The following is a 19,473-nucleotide window of genomic DNA, read 5'->3' on the forward strand; positions in this document are numbered from 1 at the left end:
ACGGCGTCCTTGCCGGCTGGTCTCGGGTCCACTGTCGGCAGCGCCAACGTGTGCTTCATTCTGCCCACAAGTCGCAGCACAACGCCAGCCTCCGGGAAGGGAGCCGGAGGCTGGCGCTGGATTTTGGGGCTACAACTTGGAGTTCGTCCCGGCAATTTGCGCGGCGGACAATGGATTGCCAGCGATGTCCGCGATCCCGGTGTCGGGGGTGTAGTTGGGTCTCACGTTGCCATTCACGTCCAGGGGCGAGCCGGTACCGGTACCGAGCGTAATAGTGAGTTGATTCGCTGTTACGTTCCATGAAAGGGATGATCCCGCGAAGGTCAACCCGCCTGTCCCCGCATAGTTGCCGACAAGCCCAACTTTCCCGACCCTCATAGTTGTACAGCCGTCCGCTGTCAGGCGGAGGACGTCATCGGAACCCACGGTAACAAGCACTTGGTTCACCGTCTGGCTGCCGCCGGCCGCGGACCAGCCGCTGCAGATTGTTGACGGGTCAAGCGCCTCGTTGAACTTGAGGAAAATCTTGTCCCCCAGATCCATGATGCCGCTCGTTCCGCCGTTTTCGAGGCTAACCGTGGAAGCAATTGGCACGGAGACGTCCTTGGTACGCGTCACTATTCGGGGATCACTCACATTACCTGCCGCATCCTTGGCGGTGGCAGTGTAGGTGACGGCTCCGGGGCTGAAGGCCGTGAGGTTGAAATCGGCTGTGGTCCAGTCTCCGCTCTCGTTGGTAGTGACCGTCTTAGAGACAGGAAGCGAACCGGACCCCGAAACAGTAACTGTCACCGATGAACTTGGCTCGGCGGTGCCACGTACTGGGACGCCTGAAACGTTGAGACTGTTGACGTATGCGGGTGCGATGATCACCGGCGGGTCCGGCTTCGTGGTGTCAGCAACGAAGACTCCCAAACTGCGGGCAGACTCCAGCCCCGCCCATGAGCCGAGCACTGGTGTAACCGTGTAGTACCAAGTGCCGCTGGGCAATGCGGTCTCGCTGCAGCTCGGGGCGATTACTGTTCCCGCGCAGGCGCCTCCGGCGGCAACCTTTTCCCCGCCGGCCAACGAGTATCGGGCCACGGTGTAGCCGGAGACGGCCCGGCCGCCCGCCGTCGTGCCTAGTGCCCAACTGACCGACGCAGAACCTGCCGCAGGCGCCGTCGCGATGGGCGCAGTCATGGCGAGGATGGAATCAGCTTTGGCTGTGGCGGGGTTGCTGCCAAGGGTCTGCCAGTAGGCGTTGGCCGCCGGTGCGCCGCAGGAAATCACGAGTGCCGCAGCCATAACGCTGGCAATGCGGGCCTTCCGGCGCGCCCGCGGCGGCTGCACGTGCGGCGGGGTCTGGATGGGGCGGCTCATTTCCGTGCCTCCAAAGTAACGGGCAGGCTGAACGTGGCGCCCTGGCAGCCTGACACTGATGCCGTGGACATGGCGGCGGCGCCCGGCAGGGTGATCAGCACGGACGAATTTGCCGGAATACTCCCTGTGGGGGCCAGCGGAGCGGCGGGTTCAACGAAGGTCACGCCCGTGGTGGTGCAGCCAGGGTGGCCGGCGTCCGCCGTCGCGGCCCCGTTGCCGCGGATGGCGTAGACCTGCACGGCGTGGCCGTTGGGGTTGAGCACCCGGACGGCAACATCGGCGGTGCCGCCCGGGGCAAGGGTGTTCTGCGGGCTGTCGCCCGCCACGAGGGCCTCTACGGTGACGGTGGCCATGGTGCCGTTGGTGGCAGCGCCGGATCCGGCACCCACCGTGGCCCAGTAGGCGTACGCTCCGCCCACTCCCGTGACGAGGCAGAGAGTGACGGTTGTTGCCGCAGTCCTGGCAGCCAGCCGTCGGGAGGTGGTTTTCGTTGTGCGTGTCATCTCAGTTCCCCTCTCCTGCTCCCGAGTAGGAGAACTGCAGGGTGGCACCCTTACAGCCGTCCTGGTTCAGCGCCGTGTCCAGCATGGCGATTTTGGGCCACAGTGCCGGAGCGATGCCGAGTGATTGGAGCGAGCTGGAGCCCACAGGAACCGTGAACGGATAGGAGCCGGCGTAGTTGGTCACCACGTAGTCCGACGCCGTGCAGGGAAGCGCTGCTGCCGCTGCCGCCTGCGTCCGGGTGATGCCGGTGATGGCGACGGACAGGCTGGTCAGCGCCAGGCTCTTGTTGTTGGGATTGGCAAAGGAAAGATTCAGCGGCAGCGTGGCACCCGGCGTGAGCTGCGTGCCCAGATTCCCGGAAATGGTGAAGGACTTTTTGGACGAAAGGACGTGCAGTTGGACCACGACGGCGGCGGCCTGGCTTGCGCCGGAGGCCGTGGCGATGGTCAGGTCCGCTTTGCCGTCCGGAGTGGTTGCCGACGTCGCCACCGTGAGCGTGACGGTGGCCGTCTTGCCCGAAGCGAGCGTGACCGACGCCGGTGCGAAGGCCGCCGTCGTACTGGCCGGCAGGCCCGAAACAGTGGGGGTGACGCTGCCGCTGAACCCGTTGGTGGAGGTCAGGGACACCGAATAGCTGACCGGGTCGCCCCGGTCAACCGTCCGGCTGGAGGGATTCAACTGGATGGTGACGCCCTTTGTGTTGTTGCCCTGGCTCCCGCCCTGGCTGGCCGCGAAGATGGTGCCCGCTGAAACGAGCATCACTACAAGACCCACCAGCAGCACCTTCGCTACGGTGGTGGTTCTTCGCATGACTGTGCGGAAGTACCCAGAATATTTCTGCACGTTCAGCCCTTCTGGCCTGTTCCTAATTGAGTGGGAGGAGGTGGAATTCGCCGGCGGGGAGGTTCTGCTCCTCCCCGCCGGCGAAGACTATTGTTAGAGGCTGCCAACGGTGATGGTGACGATGGCGCCCTTGCAGGCCTCCTGATCGGTGTCGGGAAGATCAGTGAAGTCCAGCCGTCCGGTGCCCACTGTGGTCCCGGACGAGTGGGCTGCCACGAGCGCGTCGTCAGTTACGGCGGTGACGGGGAACCAGACGGCAAGGCAGCCTTCTTTGTCCGTGGTCACGGTAGCGGTCAGCTCCCCCACCCGGGTGCTGGTGTTCGGGTCGGCATTGTCCGCCGTGTACGTCACCGTGCGGAAGTCTCCGGGCGTCAGTCCGACGTCGAACGCAGCGTGCAGGGTGACCGTGCCGTTGCCGTCAGAGTTCGCGGCCGTGCCGTAGCCCTCGCCCGTGGTGGTCCAGTAGGCGTAGGCGGCACCGCCGCCGCCGGCCACCAGTGCCAGGGCACCGGCTGCTGCCAGGACCTTGTTCTTCTTGGTCATTTTGCGCATGAGAGAGACTCCTTTGGGCTGGGGGTAAGACAGATGCTGAGACGCACAGCCATCGGGAACCACTAAGGGACCTTGCTTCCGGCTGATCGATGACGCCCATACTTCCCGGCGCTGGTGATCCCAACAACGCGTAGCAGTACTGGACTTTTGCGGGTCTCCCCGGCCGCGACCTCTTGGATGACGGGCAGGGTACTCAGTTTTCGTCGACGAGGAGTGAGGTGTCCGATGTGCAAGGACTCTCGTGCGGGCGCTCGGGAACCCGCCGCACTCCTTGTAGTTTCAAGCCCAGAGGCCTCACTGCCGGATCCCCGGCGGTGCCACCCGCACGGTAAGCAGGTAGTCCTTGAGTCCCCCTGGCCTGGCCGCCTTGTGGCGCTTCCCAAGGCTCTGGCCTGTATATACTTCTGGATATCGGTTTAGCAGCAGGCCGTTGGACAGTTCGTCGATCCAGCGACCGTCGCCACCCTTTTGCCACTACGGCAGGGTTATGCGGAGGGTTACCGGTTCGTTTGACCTGAGCGAATGGCACTAAGAACCGTGGCCAGCGAGTCAACAGCAAAAACAGCTTCATCAATCACCGAGCACCTCCACGAAGAACTTCTCAACAGCTCCGACGTGGAGGAGTTCCTGGATGAGCTTGCCCGGGTGTCGGCCAGCACCCTTTCCGAACCTGGCGACGAAGTGCTGTGCGGCATCACTCTCCTGCGTAAGCGCAAGGCGGCCACCATTGCCAGCAGCGGCGCCGCTGCCCGCGCTGTCAGCCAGATTGAATGCCGGTCCGAGCAAAGCCCGGGCATGGCTGCCTCGCTGGAGCAGGTGACGGTTCATGTTGCTGACGTGAAAGACGAAGCTCGCTGGCCCGAATACTGCGAAGCCGTCCTGGACCAAGGCATCCGGTCAGTCCTGGCCATCCCGTTCCGGCTGGAGGGGGAAACCAAGGCCACCCTGCTCCTCTACTCCCACCGGACCTCCCGCTTCGAAGGCCGCGTCCTTAAAGCTGCGGAGGATTTCGTCCGCCAGACCTCCCTGGCCCTGCGGCTTGCGGTGCGTTTCGCGCATTACAGCGAGACTGCGGCGCATCTGCGTGCCACCCTCGAATCACGCACGGTGATCGACATGGCGGTCGGCATCATCATGGCCCAGAACCGGTGCAGCCAGCAGGACGCGTTCGAGCTCCTCAAAGCGGCGTCCAGCACCCGTAATTCCAAGCTGCATATCGTCGCCGCGGCCGTGGTGAATGCGCTGGACCAGGGGCCGGCCCGGACCCACTACGACGGCTGAACCCGGCCGCCCGGCCGGCGGCCAGCGAAGTGACCCCTGCGATGACCGGGGGCGGTTTGCGGAATATCTCATTGTGACGTCTTCCACCCCACCGGCACCGTAAACTGGTGGCAAAGTTGGCTGAGGGGCTTTCATGGAAACAAAACGCATCTGTCTTGTCATCGAGGACAACGATGACATCCGCGGTCTCATCGCGGTGGTCCTGACCCGCGCCGGTTTTTCCGTGCGTTCGGTTGCCAACGGCGCCGAAGGAATTGCCGCGGCCGCTGAACCATCGGTTTCGCTGATCACCCTGGACCTTGGCCTGCCGGACATGGACGGGCACGTCGTTGCCCGGGCAATCCGTGCCTTGAGCACCGCTCCCCTGCTGTTCCTCACGGCCAGGTCCGAGGAGGACGACGTCCTGGCTGGAATGGCCTCTGGCGCTGCGGCCTACCTGACCAAGCCGTTCCACCCCAAGGAACTGCAGGAGCTCGCACTGCGGCTCTGCCCGGCGGACGCCCCGGCCCGCCAGAAGTCGACGCCGCAACGGCAGCAGTAAGCCGCCCGCTCGCGCCTGCCCACCCCCTGCGCGAATTCGCCGGAGAGCTTCCCGTTCGCCTGACACACAGGGGCGTTCCGGTGTGCGGGACGCTGACCGGCGCGAATTCGGCGCCGTCGGCCAACACTGCGTACCCTTTCACAGGCGCAGCACAACTTCGGCAAATCGAAGCGATAGCTTGGCTGCCTACAAATGAGGCATGACTCCTCACAAGAACAATCCACGCAAGGGCAGCCGCGTCCGGCGCGCCGTCGTCGCCGGGGCCGTGGCCCTGACGCTTTCGGCAGGAGGTGCCACGGCCTGGGCGCTGGACCGGTTTGTGGTCCAGCACGTGGAAATCTCGGACGTCTCCGCGTACCAAGCCAGCCAAACGGGAACGTCCACCAGCACGACGGCGGACACCACCACTGATTCCACCGCCAGCGCCGTCACCACGGACACCTCCTACATGTCGGACAGCTCGAACATCACCATCTCCACGGTGACCACCGGCAGCGGCGACAGCACCGTCACCTACTACGTTGCCGACGTCGTGCTTGGCGATGCCACCACCCTCCAGTCAGCCTTCGCCGAGGACAGCTTCGGCGAAAACATCACCGAAACCACCTCGGAAATCGCGGCGGCAAACAGTGCCGTCTTCGCCATCAACGGCGACTACTACGGCTTCCGCGACACCGGCATCGTGATCCGCAACGGCGTGGTGTTCCGCGACGACGGCGCCCGCCAGGGCCTGGCTTTTTACCGCGACGGCACCGTGAAGGTGTACGACGAAACCGCCACCACCGCCGAGCAGCTGCTGGCCGACGGCGTCTGGAACACCCTCTCCTTCGGCCCGTCCCTGCTGGACAACGGCGAAGTGGCCGACGGCATCGAGTACGTGGAAGTGGACACCAACTTCGGCAACCACTCCATCCAGGGCGAACAGCCGCGCACCGCCGTCGGCATCATCGACGAGAACCACCTGGTGTTTGTGGTGGTGGACGGCCGCAGTGCCGGCTACAGCGCCGGCGTCACCATGACCGGGCTGGCGGAAATCATGCAGGGCCTCGGCGCCACCACCGCGTACAACCTCGACGGCGGCGGCTCGTCCACCATGTACTTCAACGGCGAACTGGTCAACAACCCGCTGGGCGAGAACAAGGAACGCGGCACCTCCGACATCCTCTACATCGCGGAGTAGGGCCCGCCATGATCATCCTGATCCCGGCGTACGAGCCGGACCAGCAGCTGCCTGCCCTGATCCGTTCCATCCGCGACGCCGAGCCGTGGGCCACCGTGGTGGTGGTTGATGACGGCAGCGGGCCTGGGTACAAGGCCGTGTTCGACGGCGTTAAGGCACTCGGGTGCCACGTCATCGGGTATTCCCGCAACCGGGGAAAGGGCTTCGCGCTGAAGACCGGGTTCGGGTTCATCGCCGACTACCTGCCAGGCCGGAACGTGGTGTGTGCCGACAGCGACGGGCAGCACACCATCGTGGATATTCTCCGCGTAGGTGCCGCGGTAACGGCCGGCTCACCGACCATGGTGCTGGGAACCCGGAACTTCACCGGCAACGTCCCCGCCCGCAGCAGATTCGGCAACAGCGCCACCCGGCTGCTGTTCACCCTGGCCACCGGCGAGCGCATCTCCGACACCCAGACCGGCCTCCGCGGCTACCCGGCGTCCATGCTCCCGTGGCTGCCGTCCGTCCGTGGTGAGCGTTACGAATACGAACTGAACCTCCTGCTGGAAGCCAAACCGGCCGGCTATGCGATTACCACCGTGGACATCGCCACGGTCTATTTGGACCACAATTCGGCGTCCCATTTCCGGCCGGTGGCGGACTCGGTCCGCATCTACGCGCCGCTGCTGAAGTTCCTGGCGTCCTCCTTCGCCGCGTTCCCAGTGGACGCCGTGGTGTTCCTGCTCCTGACCCTCGTGACCGACTCCCTGCTGCTGGCCGTGGTGGGAGCCCGGACCGTGAGCTCGGCGGTGAACTTCCTCGTTAACCGCCGGGTGGTGTTCGAGCACGGCAGGGACAGGGCTGCCACCGCTGCCGGCGTGCGGTACTTCGGCCTGGTGATCGTCCTGCTCGCCGTCAACTACGGCCTTATCTCTGCCCTGGACGCGCTCTCCGTGGCCGCCTTGCCAGCGAAGATCCTGGCTGAAGTCGCACTCCTGGCCGTCAGCTACGTGGTGCAGCAGCGGTTTCTTTTTTCCCGGCGCACGGCCAGGAGCGCCGCACGGGAGGCAGCGAATAAGACTCTGGACCCGAGCCGCGGCCACCACCCCGGGACGTTGCGCCGGTAGCCGGAGTAATGCTCGCCTTATCCGGTGGTGCCCGTCTTCTCGGCGTAGGAGGTGGCCTGGCGGCGCACCTGGTCCACGTAGGAATCGGACTGGTTGTAGGAGTAGATGGCCTCGGTCCATCCGTTCGCGGCGGTGAGGTCGGGGCCATGGGCGCATAAGTAACCGGCAGCGCTGAGGGCGGCATCGTCGATGTTGAAGGGATCCGCTTCTCCGTCACCGTTCCCGTCTCGTCCCGCAAGCTCCCAGGTGGAGGGGATGAACTGCATGGGTCCTACGGCGCGGTCCCAGCGAGCGTCGCCATCCAGGACGCCGTCGTCGGTATCAGCGATGGCGGCGAATCCGTTGCCGTCCAGGCTCGGGCCGACAATTGGTCCACTCGCCTGCCCTGCGGGCGTCAGGCTTCCGCCGCCGTACGCTCCGTGGGCGGATTCGATGAAGCCGATCGCCGCCACCGTATTCCAGCCGATCCCACACCCCGGAGCGGAATGATTGGCCGCGCTGGCCGCACCCACGTAGGCCCGAAGCGCGCGGGCGGGAATACCGGTTTGTGCGGCAGCCAGGTTGAGCCACTCGGCGTCCGCGTTCCGAGTGACATTCACGGCAGTTGTAAGGCCGGTGGCGGGCGTTTCGAGTTTCGCCTCCGACCGTGGCGGAGGAGGAAGAGCCCCGCGGGCGTCCGCGCCGAACTGCCCGAGCGCCCAGAATGACACCGCGGTGATGACGCAAATCGCGAACACGCAGAAAACCGCAAGGCGTTTGAGTTGGAGCACGGGTTTGATCCTATCGATCGAAGTCCGCTAGGAGGAACGGCGGCTGCCCCGGAAAACCGCGCCTCGGGAAACCGCAGACGAACTCCCGGAAAACACTCATATTCGGGCCTAGGTTCCGTCACAGCACCCGCACAGTATCGCCCGGGATCGTAGAGAACAGCCCACCAACAGATTCCGGAGAATCCCGATGACTTCCCTCATTTTCATCGCCGCAGACCTCGCGGCCATCAGCATCCTCACGTTCGTCCTCTACCTTCGCCGCCACCGGCGCCGCGACCTGGTGGTCTCGTACCTGGGCATGAACGTGGGCGTCCTGGCGGTAGCCACCGCGCTGTCAGGCTCCGCGGCCGGGCTCGGCCTGGGACTTGGCCTCTTCGGCGTCCTGTCCATCATCCGGCTCCGGTCCACCGAGCTGGCCCAGCATGAGGTGGCCTACTACTTCTCGGCCCTGGCACTTGGCCTGATTGCCGGACTCGGCATTGAACCCGTCTGGCTCACTGCCTCGCTGATGGGCCTGATCCTGCTGGTGATGTTCATCGGGGACCACCCTCGCGTGCTGCCCGCCCACCGGCACCAGACGGTGATTCTGGACCGGGCCCTGGCCGAAGACGGCGAACTGTACGCCCGGCTCGAGGAAGTCCTGCACGGCAAGGTCCACTCCGCCACCGTCCAGGAACTGGACCTGGTCAACGACAAAACCATCGTGGACGTCCGCTACGCCTACACCCCCGCGGCCGCCCCGGCAGCCGTGGCGTACCTTCCGGCCATGACGACGGCGGCGCCCCGGCACGCAGTACCGGCACCTCCGGTGCCGTTCCCCGCAGAGGAACCGGTGCCGACGTCGTCCGCTCCCGTCCGTGCGGCAGAAACCGACCGTGCGGCCGCTCCCGTCCACGCCTCGGCAGTTGCGGCATGAACGCCCCCGCAGGCGCCGGCGTCGTCAGCATCCTCAGCGGAATGCCCGCCGTGGGCTTGGACGAACTGAACGCCGAAGCCGCGCTCCAGACCCGCGTGGACCGCAAGTACGTGGTCCCCGAGAACCTGGCAAAGCAGATCCTGGCCGCGTTCGACGCCGAGGTCCGGGTCCTGGAAATGGACGGCTCCCGCTGCTTCGCCTACGACTCCGTGTACTTCGACACCGCCCAGCTGGACAGCTACCTCCTCGCCGCCCACGGCCGCCGCCGCCGGTACAAGGTCCGCACCCGGACCTACGTGGACAGCGCCATCAGCTTCCTGGAGGTCAAAACCGAAGGCGCCCGCGAAGCCACCGTCAAGGAACGCATCCCGTACGAGCTCACCGACCGCGCCCGAATGACCGCGGAAGGCCTGGACTACGTCCACGAAACCCTCGCCGCGGCGGTGGGCGGAGCGCCCGACGGACCCCTCGGGCCGGTCCTCGAAACCCGCTACCACCGCACCACGCTCTACCTCCCGGAATCCGGCAGCCGGGCCACCATCGATACCAACGTCACCTGGCAACGACCGGGTGAGCCCGCCTGGGTCCTGGACGGTGCCGTGATCCTCGAAACTAAGTCAGGCTCCGCGTCCGGCCCGCTGGACCGGCACCTCTCGGCCCACGGGATCCGGCCCTCCAGGATCTCCAAATTCGCCACCGGCATGGCGGCGCTCTGCCCGGACCTGCCGGCCAACCGCTGGAACCGCACGCTCCGCCGCACCATGAGCCTCCGCCCCGCCGCCTGACCCGCCTCCCCCACTGATCTCGAAGGAACACACCATGAACCGCTTCCGCACCCCCCTGTCCGTCACCGCCCTCGCCCTCGCCGTTGGGCTGGCCGGCTGCTCCGCCGCCGGCACCGCCACGGGAACGTCCATCACCGGGACCACCTCCACCGGCAGCACGTCCAACTCGTCCACGACGTCCGGCACGGCACAGGCCGCGGTTTCCCTGGACACCCTCGCCGCCGACACGCACTACGACGCCGACGACCTCACCTGGGATGCGGCCGCCGAAGTAGCCGTGACCCTGGCGGACGGCGCCAGCAAAGTAGCCTCCGGGGCGTCGTCGGGCGCTGTCACGGTCGACGGCGACACCGTCACCATCAGCGCGGCCGGCACCTACCGCCTGAGCGGGTCGCTGTCCGACGGGCAGGTGGTGGTGGCCGCCAGCGAGGAAGACGTGGTGCGCATCATCCTGGACGGCGCCGAGATCTCCAGCTCCACGGGCTCGCCGTTTGTGGTGCAGAGCGCCAACGAAGCCATCGTGTATCTGGAGGATGGCACGTCCAACTCGCTGAGCGACGCCTCCACCTACACGGACACCGCCGAGGACGCCCCGAACGCGGCGCTCTACTCCATGGCAGATCTCACCATCGCCGGCACCGGCTCGCTGAGCGTTGACGGCAACTCCAACGATGGCATCTCCTCCAAGGACGGCCTGGTGCTGGCCTCCGGAACCGTCTCCGTGAACGCCACCGACGACGGCATCGTGGGCAAGGACTACGCGGTCCTGCTCGACGGCGCCTACCAGGTGACCGCCGGCGACGACGGCTTGAAGTCGGACAACGAGGAGGACGAAGGCCGCGGCTGGGTACTCGTCAACGGCGGCACCCTGAACGTCAGCGCGGTGGACGATGGCATCAAGGCCTTCAACACGCTCACCATCGCCGCCGGCGTCACCACGGTGACCAAGTCCGAGGAGGCCCTGGAGGCCCAGCACATCGTGATGTCCGGCGGCACGGCCAGCGTCACCGCGAACGACGACGGCGTGAACGCCTCGGGCGGGGCCTCCACCTCCACTTCGGCCCAGGGCGGAATGGGCGGGGGCGGCGGCGAGATGGCCGTGGGCGACTACACCGTGGACATCACCGGCGGCTCGCTGACCATCAATGCTCAGGGCGACGGGCTGGACTCCAACGGCAACGCCAGCATCTCCGGCGGCACCGTGGTGGTCAACGGCCCCACCAACTCCGGCAACGGGGCGCTGGACGTCAACGGCGAACTGACCGTCACCGGCGGCACCGTGGCAGCGGCGGGAAGCGTGGGCATGGTGGTCACGCCGGGCACCTCCTCGACGCAGTCCGGCGTGCAGGTGACGCTCGGGTCATCGGTTCCGGCCGGCACCGTGGTGCAGATCGCCGACTCCAGCGGCACTGTGGTGGGTGCTTTCGTGACCACCAAGACGACGGCGTCGCTCGTGTTCTCCTCGGCAGCGATCACCGAGGGTGAGGAGTACACCGTCTACACCGGCGGCACGGCCACGGTCAGCGCCGGCGTAGGCGAGGGTTCCCTGGACGGCGCCGATCAGGTGGGCGTCGTGACGGCCGGCGAGTACACCGCAGCCCAGAGCCCGGGCGGCGGAGACGGCTTCGGCGCCCGCCCCTAGTCCCCTCCCCTAGCCCCCTCCAGACGCGCTCTCACTTAACGCAGGTTTTTGACCAACGCTCTCTCACTTCTTCAAGAAAGTGAGTGTGAATCGCTGCAAAAACGCCGCCATTTATCGCTGCGATTCACATACATAGATAGCGGACACGGATCATGAGACAGGACACGCCGTAGATGCGATCAGTCGTCAGAGGCGTCTCACGAACGGTCGTTTATGTCCTGTCCGAAAAAGTGTCGCAGGACATGGAACGCGCATGTCTAGGGCGGCTTCGTACCGTTCATGGTCTTGTGAAGTTGCAAGTACGCCGCTAACAACGAGTTGTCGGGGGCCTGATCTTCTGTAGTTCTGCCACACCAGTGCCATGTTGGCGGCCTCGGTGATGGTGTTGATTGGGTCATGTTCCCCTGGCGGCCAGGATCGATGGAACCAATCCGGCTCTTCACAGTTGAGGGTGTAATCGCTGGCTGGATGTTGGCTGGCCCGTCGGTCCCGGGGCAGCGATGCGCAAACGCAGCCGGAGGCCCGATCTTGTGTCACCGTTCGCAGTGGACTTCTTCGCGTACCCCCTCAGATCGGTCAACGGCGCACCCGATAGCGCAGGTGAAGCACCCGGTTGCCCTGAATCACCACGTCGGGATCCTCCAACAGGTGCTGTGCGCAGACCGACCCGAAGTAGCGCTTGCCGGACCCGAACACGACGGGTACGACGTCCATGCGCACCTCGTCGACCAGGCCCGCGGCAAGCACCTGGCCACCGACGTCGCCAGCGGCGACCTCGACGATGCGGTCACCCGCGAGCTCCTGCGCCTTGGCCACGGCTGCCTCGACGCCGTCGACGAAGTGAAACGGCGCCTCGGGGTCCCAGCCCTCGGGCTTCGGCCGGTGCGTCACGACGACCACGTGGTCGACCCCGCCCGGAGGCTTCCCGTCCCAGCCGTCCGTCATGTCGAAGACGTGGCGGCCGACGATTGTCGCTCCGATCTGGTCCCAGTACGGCCGGGTGTAGTCGTAGGACGTCTGCGACGGTCAGATCGGGGCAGGCAAGCCCGCCCCAGGGGTAGCGTCAGGCACGTCGAGGCCTTCCGGATGGGCAGTGTGGTTCGAGACGGACCGTGCTGTCTTGGCCTGTCGCGTCGTCGAGCCCGACGGGTCGGATGAGAGGTGGTGTCGTCGCTGCGGATGCGAGGGATCGCCGCGCGACACAGTGACCCGGCGTCTGGCGCACGAGACGCTGGGTTGGCGGCCGACCACGCGGGTGGTCACGATCCGTCGCTATCGGTCATCCGGATGCCCGCTAAGAAGATCGCCTAGTGAGACGCCGATGTCGGGGGCGGGAGGTCGCTCTGGCAGGCTAGGAACGTGATTGCAATCCTGTCTGCACCAAGTAACCTCGGCCTGCGGCCTCCAAGACGCGGCAGTGTGCCCGGCACAGCCAAAGCACCCGAGGCCCTAAGAGAAGCCGGTCTATTCAAGCGGCTCGCACAAGTGGGGGCGATTGACGCTGGCGTAGTCCTTCCAGGTCGGTACGTCGATGACGACACCACTCGTTCGGCTGGCCATGTTCGCAACGAGGCTGCGATGGCCGAGCACGCCCATCGACTTGCCGATCGTCTGGCGGGTGTTATCGAAACGGGAAACACTCCGTTGGTGGTCGGCGGAGATTGCAGCGTCCTACTCGGAATCGGCCTCGCTCTCTCGCGGTGCGGCCGGACTGGCCTGGTTCATGTAGACGGCCACACTGACTTTCGGCACCCTGGCAACAGCGAGGAGTGCGCTAGCGTCGCCGGTGAAGACCTTGCCGCTGCCGTTGGCCTCCACTGGCCAGCAATCGCGAATATGGACGGATTCGGGCCGTACTTCCCCCCTGCTCGTACCGTCCACATAGGGCACCGAGACGATGATGCAGAGGCTTCCGAAGCGCGTCGGAAACTGGGCCTCGTCGTCTCCGCTCAAGAAGCCCTTGCCCAGACGCCGGACGCCATCGGCGCTGCAGCTCTTGCAGTTGCGGGCGCTGGCTACTGGCTGCAGATCGACGTCGACGTACTCGATCCCAGCGTGATGCCAGCCGTAGACAGTCCCGACCCAGGAGGATTCGCCGCGAATGAACTGACGGAACTTCTGGCTCAGCTCGCCCCATGGGCCATCGGGGCGTCAGTGACCGTGTTCGACCCTGACCTCGACCCCGACGGACGGTACTCCCGCGTAGTTACCGACATCATTGCGGACGGTCTCGCGCGATTAGGTGTGGCTGCCTGACCTCCCCACTCCCAGTAAGGGATCCCCTACCGGCCAACCGGGCGCGTCATTTACCGCTGCAGAAACGCCGCCATTTAGCGCTGCGATTCACAAAAGTGAGAGAGCGTTGCGAAATAAGTGGCATTCAGTGAGAGAGCGTCCGGGGGGTGGGGAGGGGCGGCGTTTTTGGTCCTGTGAGCTTTCCGGTTATCGGCGCATACTTGAACGCACAGGCCACGCCATGGGAGGACACCATGAAGTTTCTCGGAGCATTGATTGTCATCTGGCTGATCATCGGAGGAATCGCCGCCTGGCAGCGCGGCTATTTCGGCGGGGCTCCAGGGTCCTGCGCCGCGGCGGGAACGGTGGCCGTGACCATCGTCGCCGGGCCCTTGAACTACCTGGGCGTCAACCCGCAGGTCAACTGCGAGCTGCCCCAACCCACCCAGTAGCCACATCCTTGGTGCCCCGGCGGGTGGTCCCTAGAGTAGGGAATGCCGGGCGCTGGCTTTTGCTTGCGCCCGAAACTGATCCCGAAGCTTCGAAAGGACCGCCGAGATGGCATTCGTCACCGTTGGAACCGAGAACAGCACCGATACCGAGCTCTACTACGAAGACCACGGGAGCGGCCAGCCCGTTGTCCTGATCCACGGCTACCCGCTGGACGGATCCTCCTGGGAAAAGCAGACCACCGCCCTTCTGGAGGCCGGCTACCGCGTGATCACCTACGACCGCCGCGGCTTTGGCAAGTCCAGCAAGACCACCAGCGGCTACGACTACGACACGTTCGCCGCCGACCTCAAAACCCTCCTGGAATCGCTGGACGTCAACAACGCCGTGCTGGTGGGCTTCTCCATGGGTACCGGCGAGGTTGCCCGTTACCTGAGCACGTATGGCTCCGCCCGGGTGGCCCGCGCAGTGTTCCTCGGATCGCTGGAACCGTTCGTCCTGAAAACCGAGGACAACCCGGAAGGCGTACCCCAGGACGTTTTTGACGGGCTCACCGAAGCCGTCACCGCGGACCGGTACGCGTTCTTCACGCAATTCTTCAAGAACTTCTACAACTCGGACACGTTCCTGGGCACGCCGCGGCTCAGCCAGGAAGTCCTGGATGCCAGCTGGAAAATCGCCGCAGGAGCCGGCGCCACCGCATCAGTCGCCGCGCAGCCCACCTGGCTGACCGACTTCCGCGGCGACATCCCCCGGATCGATGTCCCCGCGCTGATTGTCCACGGCACCGAGGACAACATCCTCCCCATCGACGTCACCGGCCGCCGGTTCGCCAAGGCCCTGCCGTCGGCGGAGTATGTGGAGATCGACGGCGCCCCGCACGGGCTGCTGTGGACGCACGCCGCCGAAGTCAACGAAGCCCTGCTCGCCTTCCTGAAGAAGCAGACGGGGTAACAAAAAAGAGTGGAAGGGCCAGGCGTTTCGCCTGGCCCTTCCACTCTTTAAGGCTTAGTCAGCTCAAGCCCTGGCAGCCTTGCCCGGCAGCGCCAGCTTGAAGACCTTCGCCCAGGACGATCCCACCTGCTTCAGCAGCGGACCCGTGGTGTACTTCAGGCCGTAGCGCTGGCAGATCTCGCGGACCCGCGGAGCAACCTCGGCGTACCGGTTGGACGGCAGGTCCGGGAAGAGGTGGTGCTCGATCTGGTGCGACAGGTTGCCGGTCATCAGGTGCATGAACTTGGAACCGGAGATGTTGGCGGAGCCGATCATCTGGCGGACGTACCAGTCACCGCGCGTTTCGCCTTCCACCATTTCCTCGGTGAAGGTGTCAGTGCCTTCCGGGAAGTGGCCGCAGAAGATCACGGCGTGTGCCCACACGTTGCGGACGGCGTTGGCGGTGAGGGTGCCGTAGAGCGCCTGCTTGCCGGAACCGGTGAGCATGGCGACCGCCGGAGTGGCGGCGTAGTCCTTGGTGAACTGGGTGACTACCTTGCGGCCCAAAGCCTTGAGGTCCTTGACGAGCGCTTCCTTGGACTTCTTGCCTGCCTGGTACTCAGCAAGCTCAAGGTCGTAGATGGCGATACCCCATTCGAAGAGCGGGGAAAGGATGGCATTGTACAGCGGGTTGCCCAGGTTGTGGGGCTGCCACGGCTGGTTCTCGTCCATGCGGAGGAGGTTGTACCCGACGTCGTTGTCCTTGCCTACGACGTTGGTCCAGCGGTGGTGGAGGTCGTTGTGCGTGTGCTGCCAGGCGCGCGACGGGGTGACGAAGTCCCACTCCCAGGTGGTGGAGTGGATGTCAGGATCCCGCATCCAGTCCCACTGCCCGTGCAGGATGTTGTGGCCGAGTTCCATGTTTTCCAGGATCTTGGCGAAGCTCAGCAGCGTGGTGCCGGTGACCCAGGCTGCCTTGTTCTTGCTGACCAGCAATGCCGCGCGGCCGGAGATCTCCAGCCCGCGCTGGATCTTGATCATGCGGCGGATGTAGGCGGCGTCGGAGGCGCCGCGCTTGGCCAGGATTTCGTCGCGGATCGCGTCGAGTTCGCGGCCCAGCTCAGCTACCTGTTCGTCGGTAAGGTGCGCTGCGGCAGGTGGACGCACCAGGGGGCTGCCGGACTCGGCCAGCGCTCCGGGGCGCGTCTTTGCCGCTCCGGTGGGGGCGGTGCTGCTTGCGGAATCTTTCTTGCTTTCTGAAACTACTGACATGCGGTATTGCTCCTCAGAGTTCGAGGTTGACGGGTCCGGCGGCTGCCGAGACACACGTTTGGATTAGTTGGCCGGGTTCGCCGTGGACCTCGTTGGTGCGAAGGTCACGGACCTGTCCGGCCAGGAGCGGAGTCAGGCAACTGTGGCAGATTCCCATCCGGCAGCCGCTGGGCATCAGCACCCCGGCGTCTTCGCCGACGTCGAGCAGCGGAGTATCGCCGTCGGCGTCAACTTCCCGGTCCGACGCCTCAAAGGTGACCAGGCCGCCGTCGTGCCCTACACCCCCGGCGAAGGTGGTGTTGAACCGCTCAATCATGAGGTTGCCGGGATCGCCGGCGAGCGCAACATCGGAGCCGGGGGCACCGGCGGTGAGGGACGCCTGCTTCCACAGGGCCTCGGCGTCGTCCAGGAAACTGTCCGGGCCGCACGCGTAAGCGGCCCGTTCCTTCCAGTCCGGGCAGATCTCATCGAGCTCGGCCGTGTTGGTCAGGTCCATCCGGCCCTGTTCGCCGGTGTACCAGTGGGCCAGCCGGAAGTTGGGGAACTGGTCAGCCAGTTCGGCGAGTTCCTCGCGGAAGAGGCTGTCGCCGGGCGTGCGGGCGGAGTGCACCAGGACGACGTCGGCATCCGGGCGGCGGGGAACAAGGGTGCGGATCATGGACATCACCGGAGTGATGCCGCTGCCGGCGGTGACCATCAGGAGCGGCCTGGGGTGCTCGGGCAGGACGAAGTCGCCTTGCGGGGGTGCCAGGAAAAGGACGTCGCCCGGTTTGGTGGTCCGGACCAGGGTTCCGGAAACGGCGCCGACGTCGGTTACGGTGATGGCCGGGTCCTTGCCGGCGGGGGCGCTCAGCGAATACGAGCGCCAGTGGCGGACGCCGTCCAGCTCAACGCCGATGCGCGCCCACTGACCAGCCAGGTGGGAATGCCAGCCGCGGCCGGGACGGAAGAAGATGGTGGCCGACTGTGCCGTTTCCTGGACCACACGGGTCACCACTCCACGCAGCTGGCGCGCCGAGAAGACAGGGTTAAAGAGCGCCAGAATATCTTCCGGTGCCAATGGCGTGGTCAGTACGGAAGCCGCCTGTGCCAGCTGACGTAGCCGGATCATGCAGTAAAACCTAAAGCGGCGCGAGCCATATTTCTCTCTCCTGACCGTTCCGCAGTCACGCAGTAATCGTAGGGCGCATTGCCCCCAAAGCCCGCTACAAGCCTAACGGCTGTGGCTTGTGGATGGTTCCTTGAGCAATATTAGTAAGGATGCTGACTAATATCCACTGCCGATCACCGGAATGAGCCAGACCGACGGCGGGGACGGTTGTCAGCGGTCGTCGCGTTCCTGGAATTCCTCGTCCAGGTCCAGGTGCCGGAACTCCGTCTCCGGGTTCGGTTCGCCCTCGGCCACGTACTCGTAGTCCAGTTGACGCTGTACTTGACTGTCCAAAACCTGCAGCTCCTTGTCCGGGATGCTGGAAAGATCCTCCGGGAACTCGTCTTCCGGTGTCAGGTGTAGTTTTTCGGACATGGTGAGCCTCTCTAGGCCGTGAGGAATAACCGGGCCTCAACGGCCCGCACGTTCTCAGGATATTCCCTTCCGGGCGGATCACCCAGCGGAATCGGCTCCGGATCAGGAACGTGCCGGGGTCCAGCCGACGGCGGGCGCAATGTACCGGGCGATGTTTCCCAGCATTTTGGCATTGAAGTCAACGCCCAACTGGTTGGGCACAGTCACCAGCAGCGTGTCCGCGGCCTGGACGGCGGCGTCGGCCACCAGCTGTTCGGCCAGGACATCCGGGGCGCCGGCATAGGTCTTGCCAAAGCGTGCCGTGAGGCCGTCGATGACGCCCACCTGGTCCCGGCTGTCCCGCAGCGCGCTGCCCGCAAAATACCTGCTGTCCTCGTTGTCCACGATTGGCAGGATGCTCCGGCTGACAGAGACCCGTGGCTGGTGGCTGTGTCCTGCCGCGGCCCAGGCCTCCCGGAAGAGCTGGATTTGCTCCGCCTGCAGCTGGTCGAAAGGGACGCCGGTGTCCTCGGTGAGCAGAGTGGAGCTCATCAGGTTCATGCCCAGGCCGGCCGCCCACACGGCGGTGTTGCGGCTTCCGGCGCCCCACCAGATCCGCTCTGTGAGGCCTGGCGACTGCGGTTGGACCGGCAACAGGCCGATGGCTCCGCCGGCGTAGCGCGGGTCCGCCTCGGCCACGCCGGCGCCGCTGATGGCGTGCCGGAACTGGGCTGTGTGCTGGTGGGCCATGTCCGCGTCGGTCTCCCCTTCTGCCGGTTTGTGGCCGAAGGCAGCGGCCCCGTTCCGGGCGGGCTCGGGTGAACCACGGCTGATGCCCAGCTGCAGCCTGCCGCCGCTGATCAGATCCGTGGCCGCGGCTTCCTCGGCCATGTACAGCGGATTTTCGTACCGCATGTCGATGACACCGGTGCCGATCTCTATCCGGCCGGTCCGGGCGGCGATGGCTGCCAGCAGCGGGAAGGGCGACGCCTGCTGACGGGCGAAATGGTGCACCCGGAAGAAGGCGCCGTCGATTCCGAGTTCCTCGGCGGCCACCGCCAGCTCAATGCCCTGGCGCAGGGCCTCGCCGGCGGTTCTGGTGCGGGAGCCCTGGCCGGGGCCCCAGTGGCCGAAGGACAGGAATCCGATGCGTTGCATGTAAGGCCCAACCTCCCGCCGGGTGGCCGCATTCCCGGCTGGCATGATGAGCCTGTGAGTATTCCTGCTGAAACCGTGGCGATCGCCAAAACGACTGTCCTGTTCGTCCTGGCCGCTGCTGCCGAGATCGGCGGCGCGTGGCTCGTGTGGCAGTCAGTCCGTGAGGGCAAGGACTGGTGGTGGGCAGGGCTGGGTGTGATTGCCCTGGGCCTCTACGGTTTCGTGGCCACCCTGCAGCCGGATGCCCATTTCGGCCGGATCCTTGCCGCCTACGGCGGAGTGTTTGTGGCTGGGTCGCTGGCGTGGGGAATGGTCTTCGACGGTTTCCGGCCGGACCGGTGGGACATCGCGGGCTCCGTCATCTGCATGGTCGGGGTGGCTGTGATCATGTTTGCCCCACGAAACGCGGGCTGACCCTGGGGACGTGACAGCGTTC

Annotated in this window: 20 protein-coding genes and 2 pseudogenes; 12 read left to right on the forward strand and 10 right to left on the reverse strand. The window is 65.6% G+C overall.

Annotated features, from left to right (window positions below):
- Positions 1-129 precede the first annotated feature (129 nt).
- The 4 genes from ACX80V_RS15615 to ACX80V_RS15630 form a co-directional block, all read right to left on the reverse strand.
- A complete protein-coding gene (locus ACX80V_RS15615) occupies positions 130-1,362 on the reverse strand; it encodes an Ig-like domain-containing protein (protein ID WP_485843916.1) in 1,233 nt (410 codons plus the stop codon).
- Entirely contained in the window at positions 1,359-1,865 is a 507-nt protein-coding gene (locus ACX80V_RS15620) for a hypothetical protein (RefSeq protein WP_485843917.1), read from the reverse strand. The genes ACX80V_RS15615 and ACX80V_RS15620 overlap by 4 nt, the downstream gene beginning before the upstream one ends.
- Before the next feature lies 1 nt (position 1,866).
- On the reverse strand, positions 1,867-2,709 hold the full coding sequence (locus ACX80V_RS15625; protein WP_485843918.1) for a COG1470 family protein: 843 nt from the start codon (positions 2,707-2,709) through the stop codon (positions 1,867-1,869).
- Between the two features lie 93 nt (positions 2,710-2,802).
- Positions 2,803-3,261 carry a hypothetical protein gene (locus ACX80V_RS15630; RefSeq protein WP_485843919.1) on the reverse strand — a complete coding sequence of 153 codons (459 nt, stop codon included), beginning with the start codon at positions 3,259-3,261 and terminating at the stop codon, positions 2,803-2,805.
- A gap of 537 nt (positions 3,262-3,798) precedes the next feature.
- Here ACX80V_RS15630 and ACX80V_RS15635 point away from each other — a divergent pair.
- The 4 genes from ACX80V_RS15635 (at position 3,799) to ACX80V_RS15650 (ending at position 7,372) form a co-directional block, all read left to right on the forward strand.
- Positions 3,799-4,542: an ANTAR domain-containing protein gene (locus tag ACX80V_RS15635; RefSeq protein ID WP_485843966.1), complete on the forward strand. Its 744-nt coding sequence runs from the start codon at positions 3,799-3,801 to the stop codon at positions 4,540-4,542.
- A gap of 133 nt (positions 4,543-4,675) precedes the next feature.
- Positions 4,676-5,083, forward strand: a complete 408-nt coding sequence (locus ACX80V_RS15640; RefSeq protein WP_485843920.1) for a response regulator transcription factor — start codon at positions 4,676-4,678, stop codon at positions 5,081-5,083.
- A 199-nt stretch (positions 5,084-5,282) separates the two neighbouring features.
- Positions 5,283-6,263 (forward strand): phosphodiester glycosidase family protein, encoded by a 981-nt coding sequence (locus ACX80V_RS15645; protein WP_485843921.1) that lies wholly within the window; start codon positions 5,283-5,285, stop codon positions 6,261-6,263.
- An 8-nt stretch (positions 6,264-6,271) separates the two neighbouring features.
- Positions 6,272-7,372 (forward strand): GtrA family protein, encoded by a 1,101-nt coding sequence (locus tag ACX80V_RS15650; RefSeq protein WP_485843922.1) that lies wholly within the window; start codon positions 6,272-6,274, stop codon positions 7,370-7,372.
- Between the two features lie 17 nt (positions 7,373-7,389).
- On the opposite strand, the gene ACX80V_RS15655 is transcribed toward ACX80V_RS15650, so the two are convergent.
- Entirely contained in the window at positions 7,390-8,142 is a 753-nt protein-coding gene (locus tag ACX80V_RS15655) for a lytic transglycosylase domain-containing protein (RefSeq protein WP_485843923.1), read from the reverse strand.
- Positions 8,143-8,329: 187 nt separating this feature from the next.
- Here ACX80V_RS15655 and ACX80V_RS15660 point away from each other — a divergent pair, with 187 nt between their 5' ends.
- Genes ACX80V_RS15660 through ACX80V_RS15670 form a run of 3 tightly spaced genes read left to right on the forward strand, consistent with a single transcriptional unit; the run spans position 8,330 to position 11,485 of the window.
- Positions 8,330-9,058: a DUF4956 domain-containing protein gene (locus ACX80V_RS15660; RefSeq protein WP_485843924.1), complete on the forward strand. Its 729-nt coding sequence runs from the start codon at positions 8,330-8,332 to the stop codon at positions 9,056-9,058.
- A complete protein-coding gene (locus ACX80V_RS15665; RefSeq protein ID WP_485843925.1) occupies positions 9,055-9,843 on the forward strand; it encodes a polyphosphate polymerase domain-containing protein in 789 nt (262 codons plus the stop codon). Before ACX80V_RS15660 ends, ACX80V_RS15665 begins: the two co-directional genes overlap by 4 nt.
- A 34-nt stretch (positions 9,844-9,877) precedes the next feature.
- Complete coding sequence (locus ACX80V_RS15670) at positions 9,878-11,485, forward strand: carbohydrate-binding domain-containing protein (protein ID WP_485843926.1); 1,608 nt, start codon at positions 9,878-9,880, stop codon at positions 11,483-11,485.
- Positions 11,486-12,061: 576 nt separating this feature from the next.
- Here the strand turns inward: ACX80V_RS15670 and ACX80V_RS15675 are convergent.
- Positions 12,062-12,508: pseudogene (locus tag ACX80V_RS15675) on the reverse strand (dihydrofolate reductase family protein); the annotation flags it as partial.
- Between the two features lie 79 nt (positions 12,509-12,587).
- Between ACX80V_RS15675 and ACX80V_RS15680 the strand changes: the two are divergent.
- The 4 genes and pseudogenes from ACX80V_RS15680 to ACX80V_RS15695 form a co-directional block, all read left to right on the forward strand.
- Positions 12,588-12,776 (forward strand): annotated as a pseudogene (locus ACX80V_RS15680) (ISL3 family transposase); the annotation flags it as partial.
- 68 nt (positions 12,777-12,844) lie between these two features.
- Positions 12,845-13,741 (forward strand): arginase family protein, encoded by an 897-nt coding sequence (locus ACX80V_RS15685; protein ID WP_485843927.1) that lies wholly within the window; start codon positions 12,845-12,847, stop codon positions 13,739-13,741.
- A 233-nt stretch (positions 13,742-13,974) separates the two neighbouring features.
- Positions 13,975-14,172: a hypothetical protein gene (locus tag ACX80V_RS15690; RefSeq protein WP_104060660.1), complete on the forward strand. Its 198-nt coding sequence runs from the start codon at positions 13,975-13,977 to the stop codon at positions 14,170-14,172.
- A 106-nt stretch (positions 14,173-14,278) separates the two neighbouring features.
- Entirely contained in the window at positions 14,279-15,124 is an 846-nt protein-coding gene (locus ACX80V_RS15695) for an alpha/beta fold hydrolase (RefSeq protein ID WP_058931259.1), read from the forward strand.
- Between the two features lie 63 nt (positions 15,125-15,187).
- Here ACX80V_RS15695 and ACX80V_RS15700 read toward each other — a convergent pair whose 3' ends face one another.
- The 4 genes from ACX80V_RS15700 to ACX80V_RS15715 form a co-directional block, all read right to left on the reverse strand.
- Positions 15,188-16,375, reverse strand: a complete 1,188-nt coding sequence (locus ACX80V_RS15700; RefSeq protein WP_485843928.1) for a fatty acid desaturase family protein — start codon at positions 16,373-16,375, stop codon at positions 15,188-15,190.
- A gap of 13 nt (positions 16,376-16,388) precedes the next feature.
- Positions 16,389-17,486, reverse strand: a complete 1,098-nt coding sequence (locus ACX80V_RS15705; protein ID WP_058931257.1) for a ferredoxin reductase — start codon at positions 17,484-17,486, stop codon at positions 16,389-16,391.
- A 210-nt stretch (positions 17,487-17,696) separates the two neighbouring features.
- The gene (locus tag ACX80V_RS15710; protein WP_058931256.1) at positions 17,697-17,900 is read right to left on the reverse strand and encodes a hypothetical protein; all 204 of its coding nucleotides are present in this window, start codon (positions 17,898-17,900) and stop codon (positions 17,697-17,699) included.
- A gap of 102 nt (positions 17,901-18,002) precedes the next feature.
- A complete protein-coding gene (locus ACX80V_RS15715) occupies positions 18,003-19,037 on the reverse strand; it encodes an LLM class flavin-dependent oxidoreductase (protein ID WP_485843929.1) in 1,035 nt (344 codons plus the stop codon).
- A gap of 75 nt (positions 19,038-19,112) precedes the next feature.
- On the opposite strand from ACX80V_RS15715, the gene ACX80V_RS15720 reads away from it, so the two are divergent.
- Positions 19,113-19,451 (forward strand): YnfA family protein, encoded by a 339-nt coding sequence (locus tag ACX80V_RS15720; protein WP_485843967.1) that lies wholly within the window; start codon positions 19,113-19,115, stop codon positions 19,449-19,451.
- Positions 19,452-19,473 lie beyond the last annotated feature (22 nt).

Source organism: Pseudarthrobacter arbutini, from assembly GCF_054510915.1.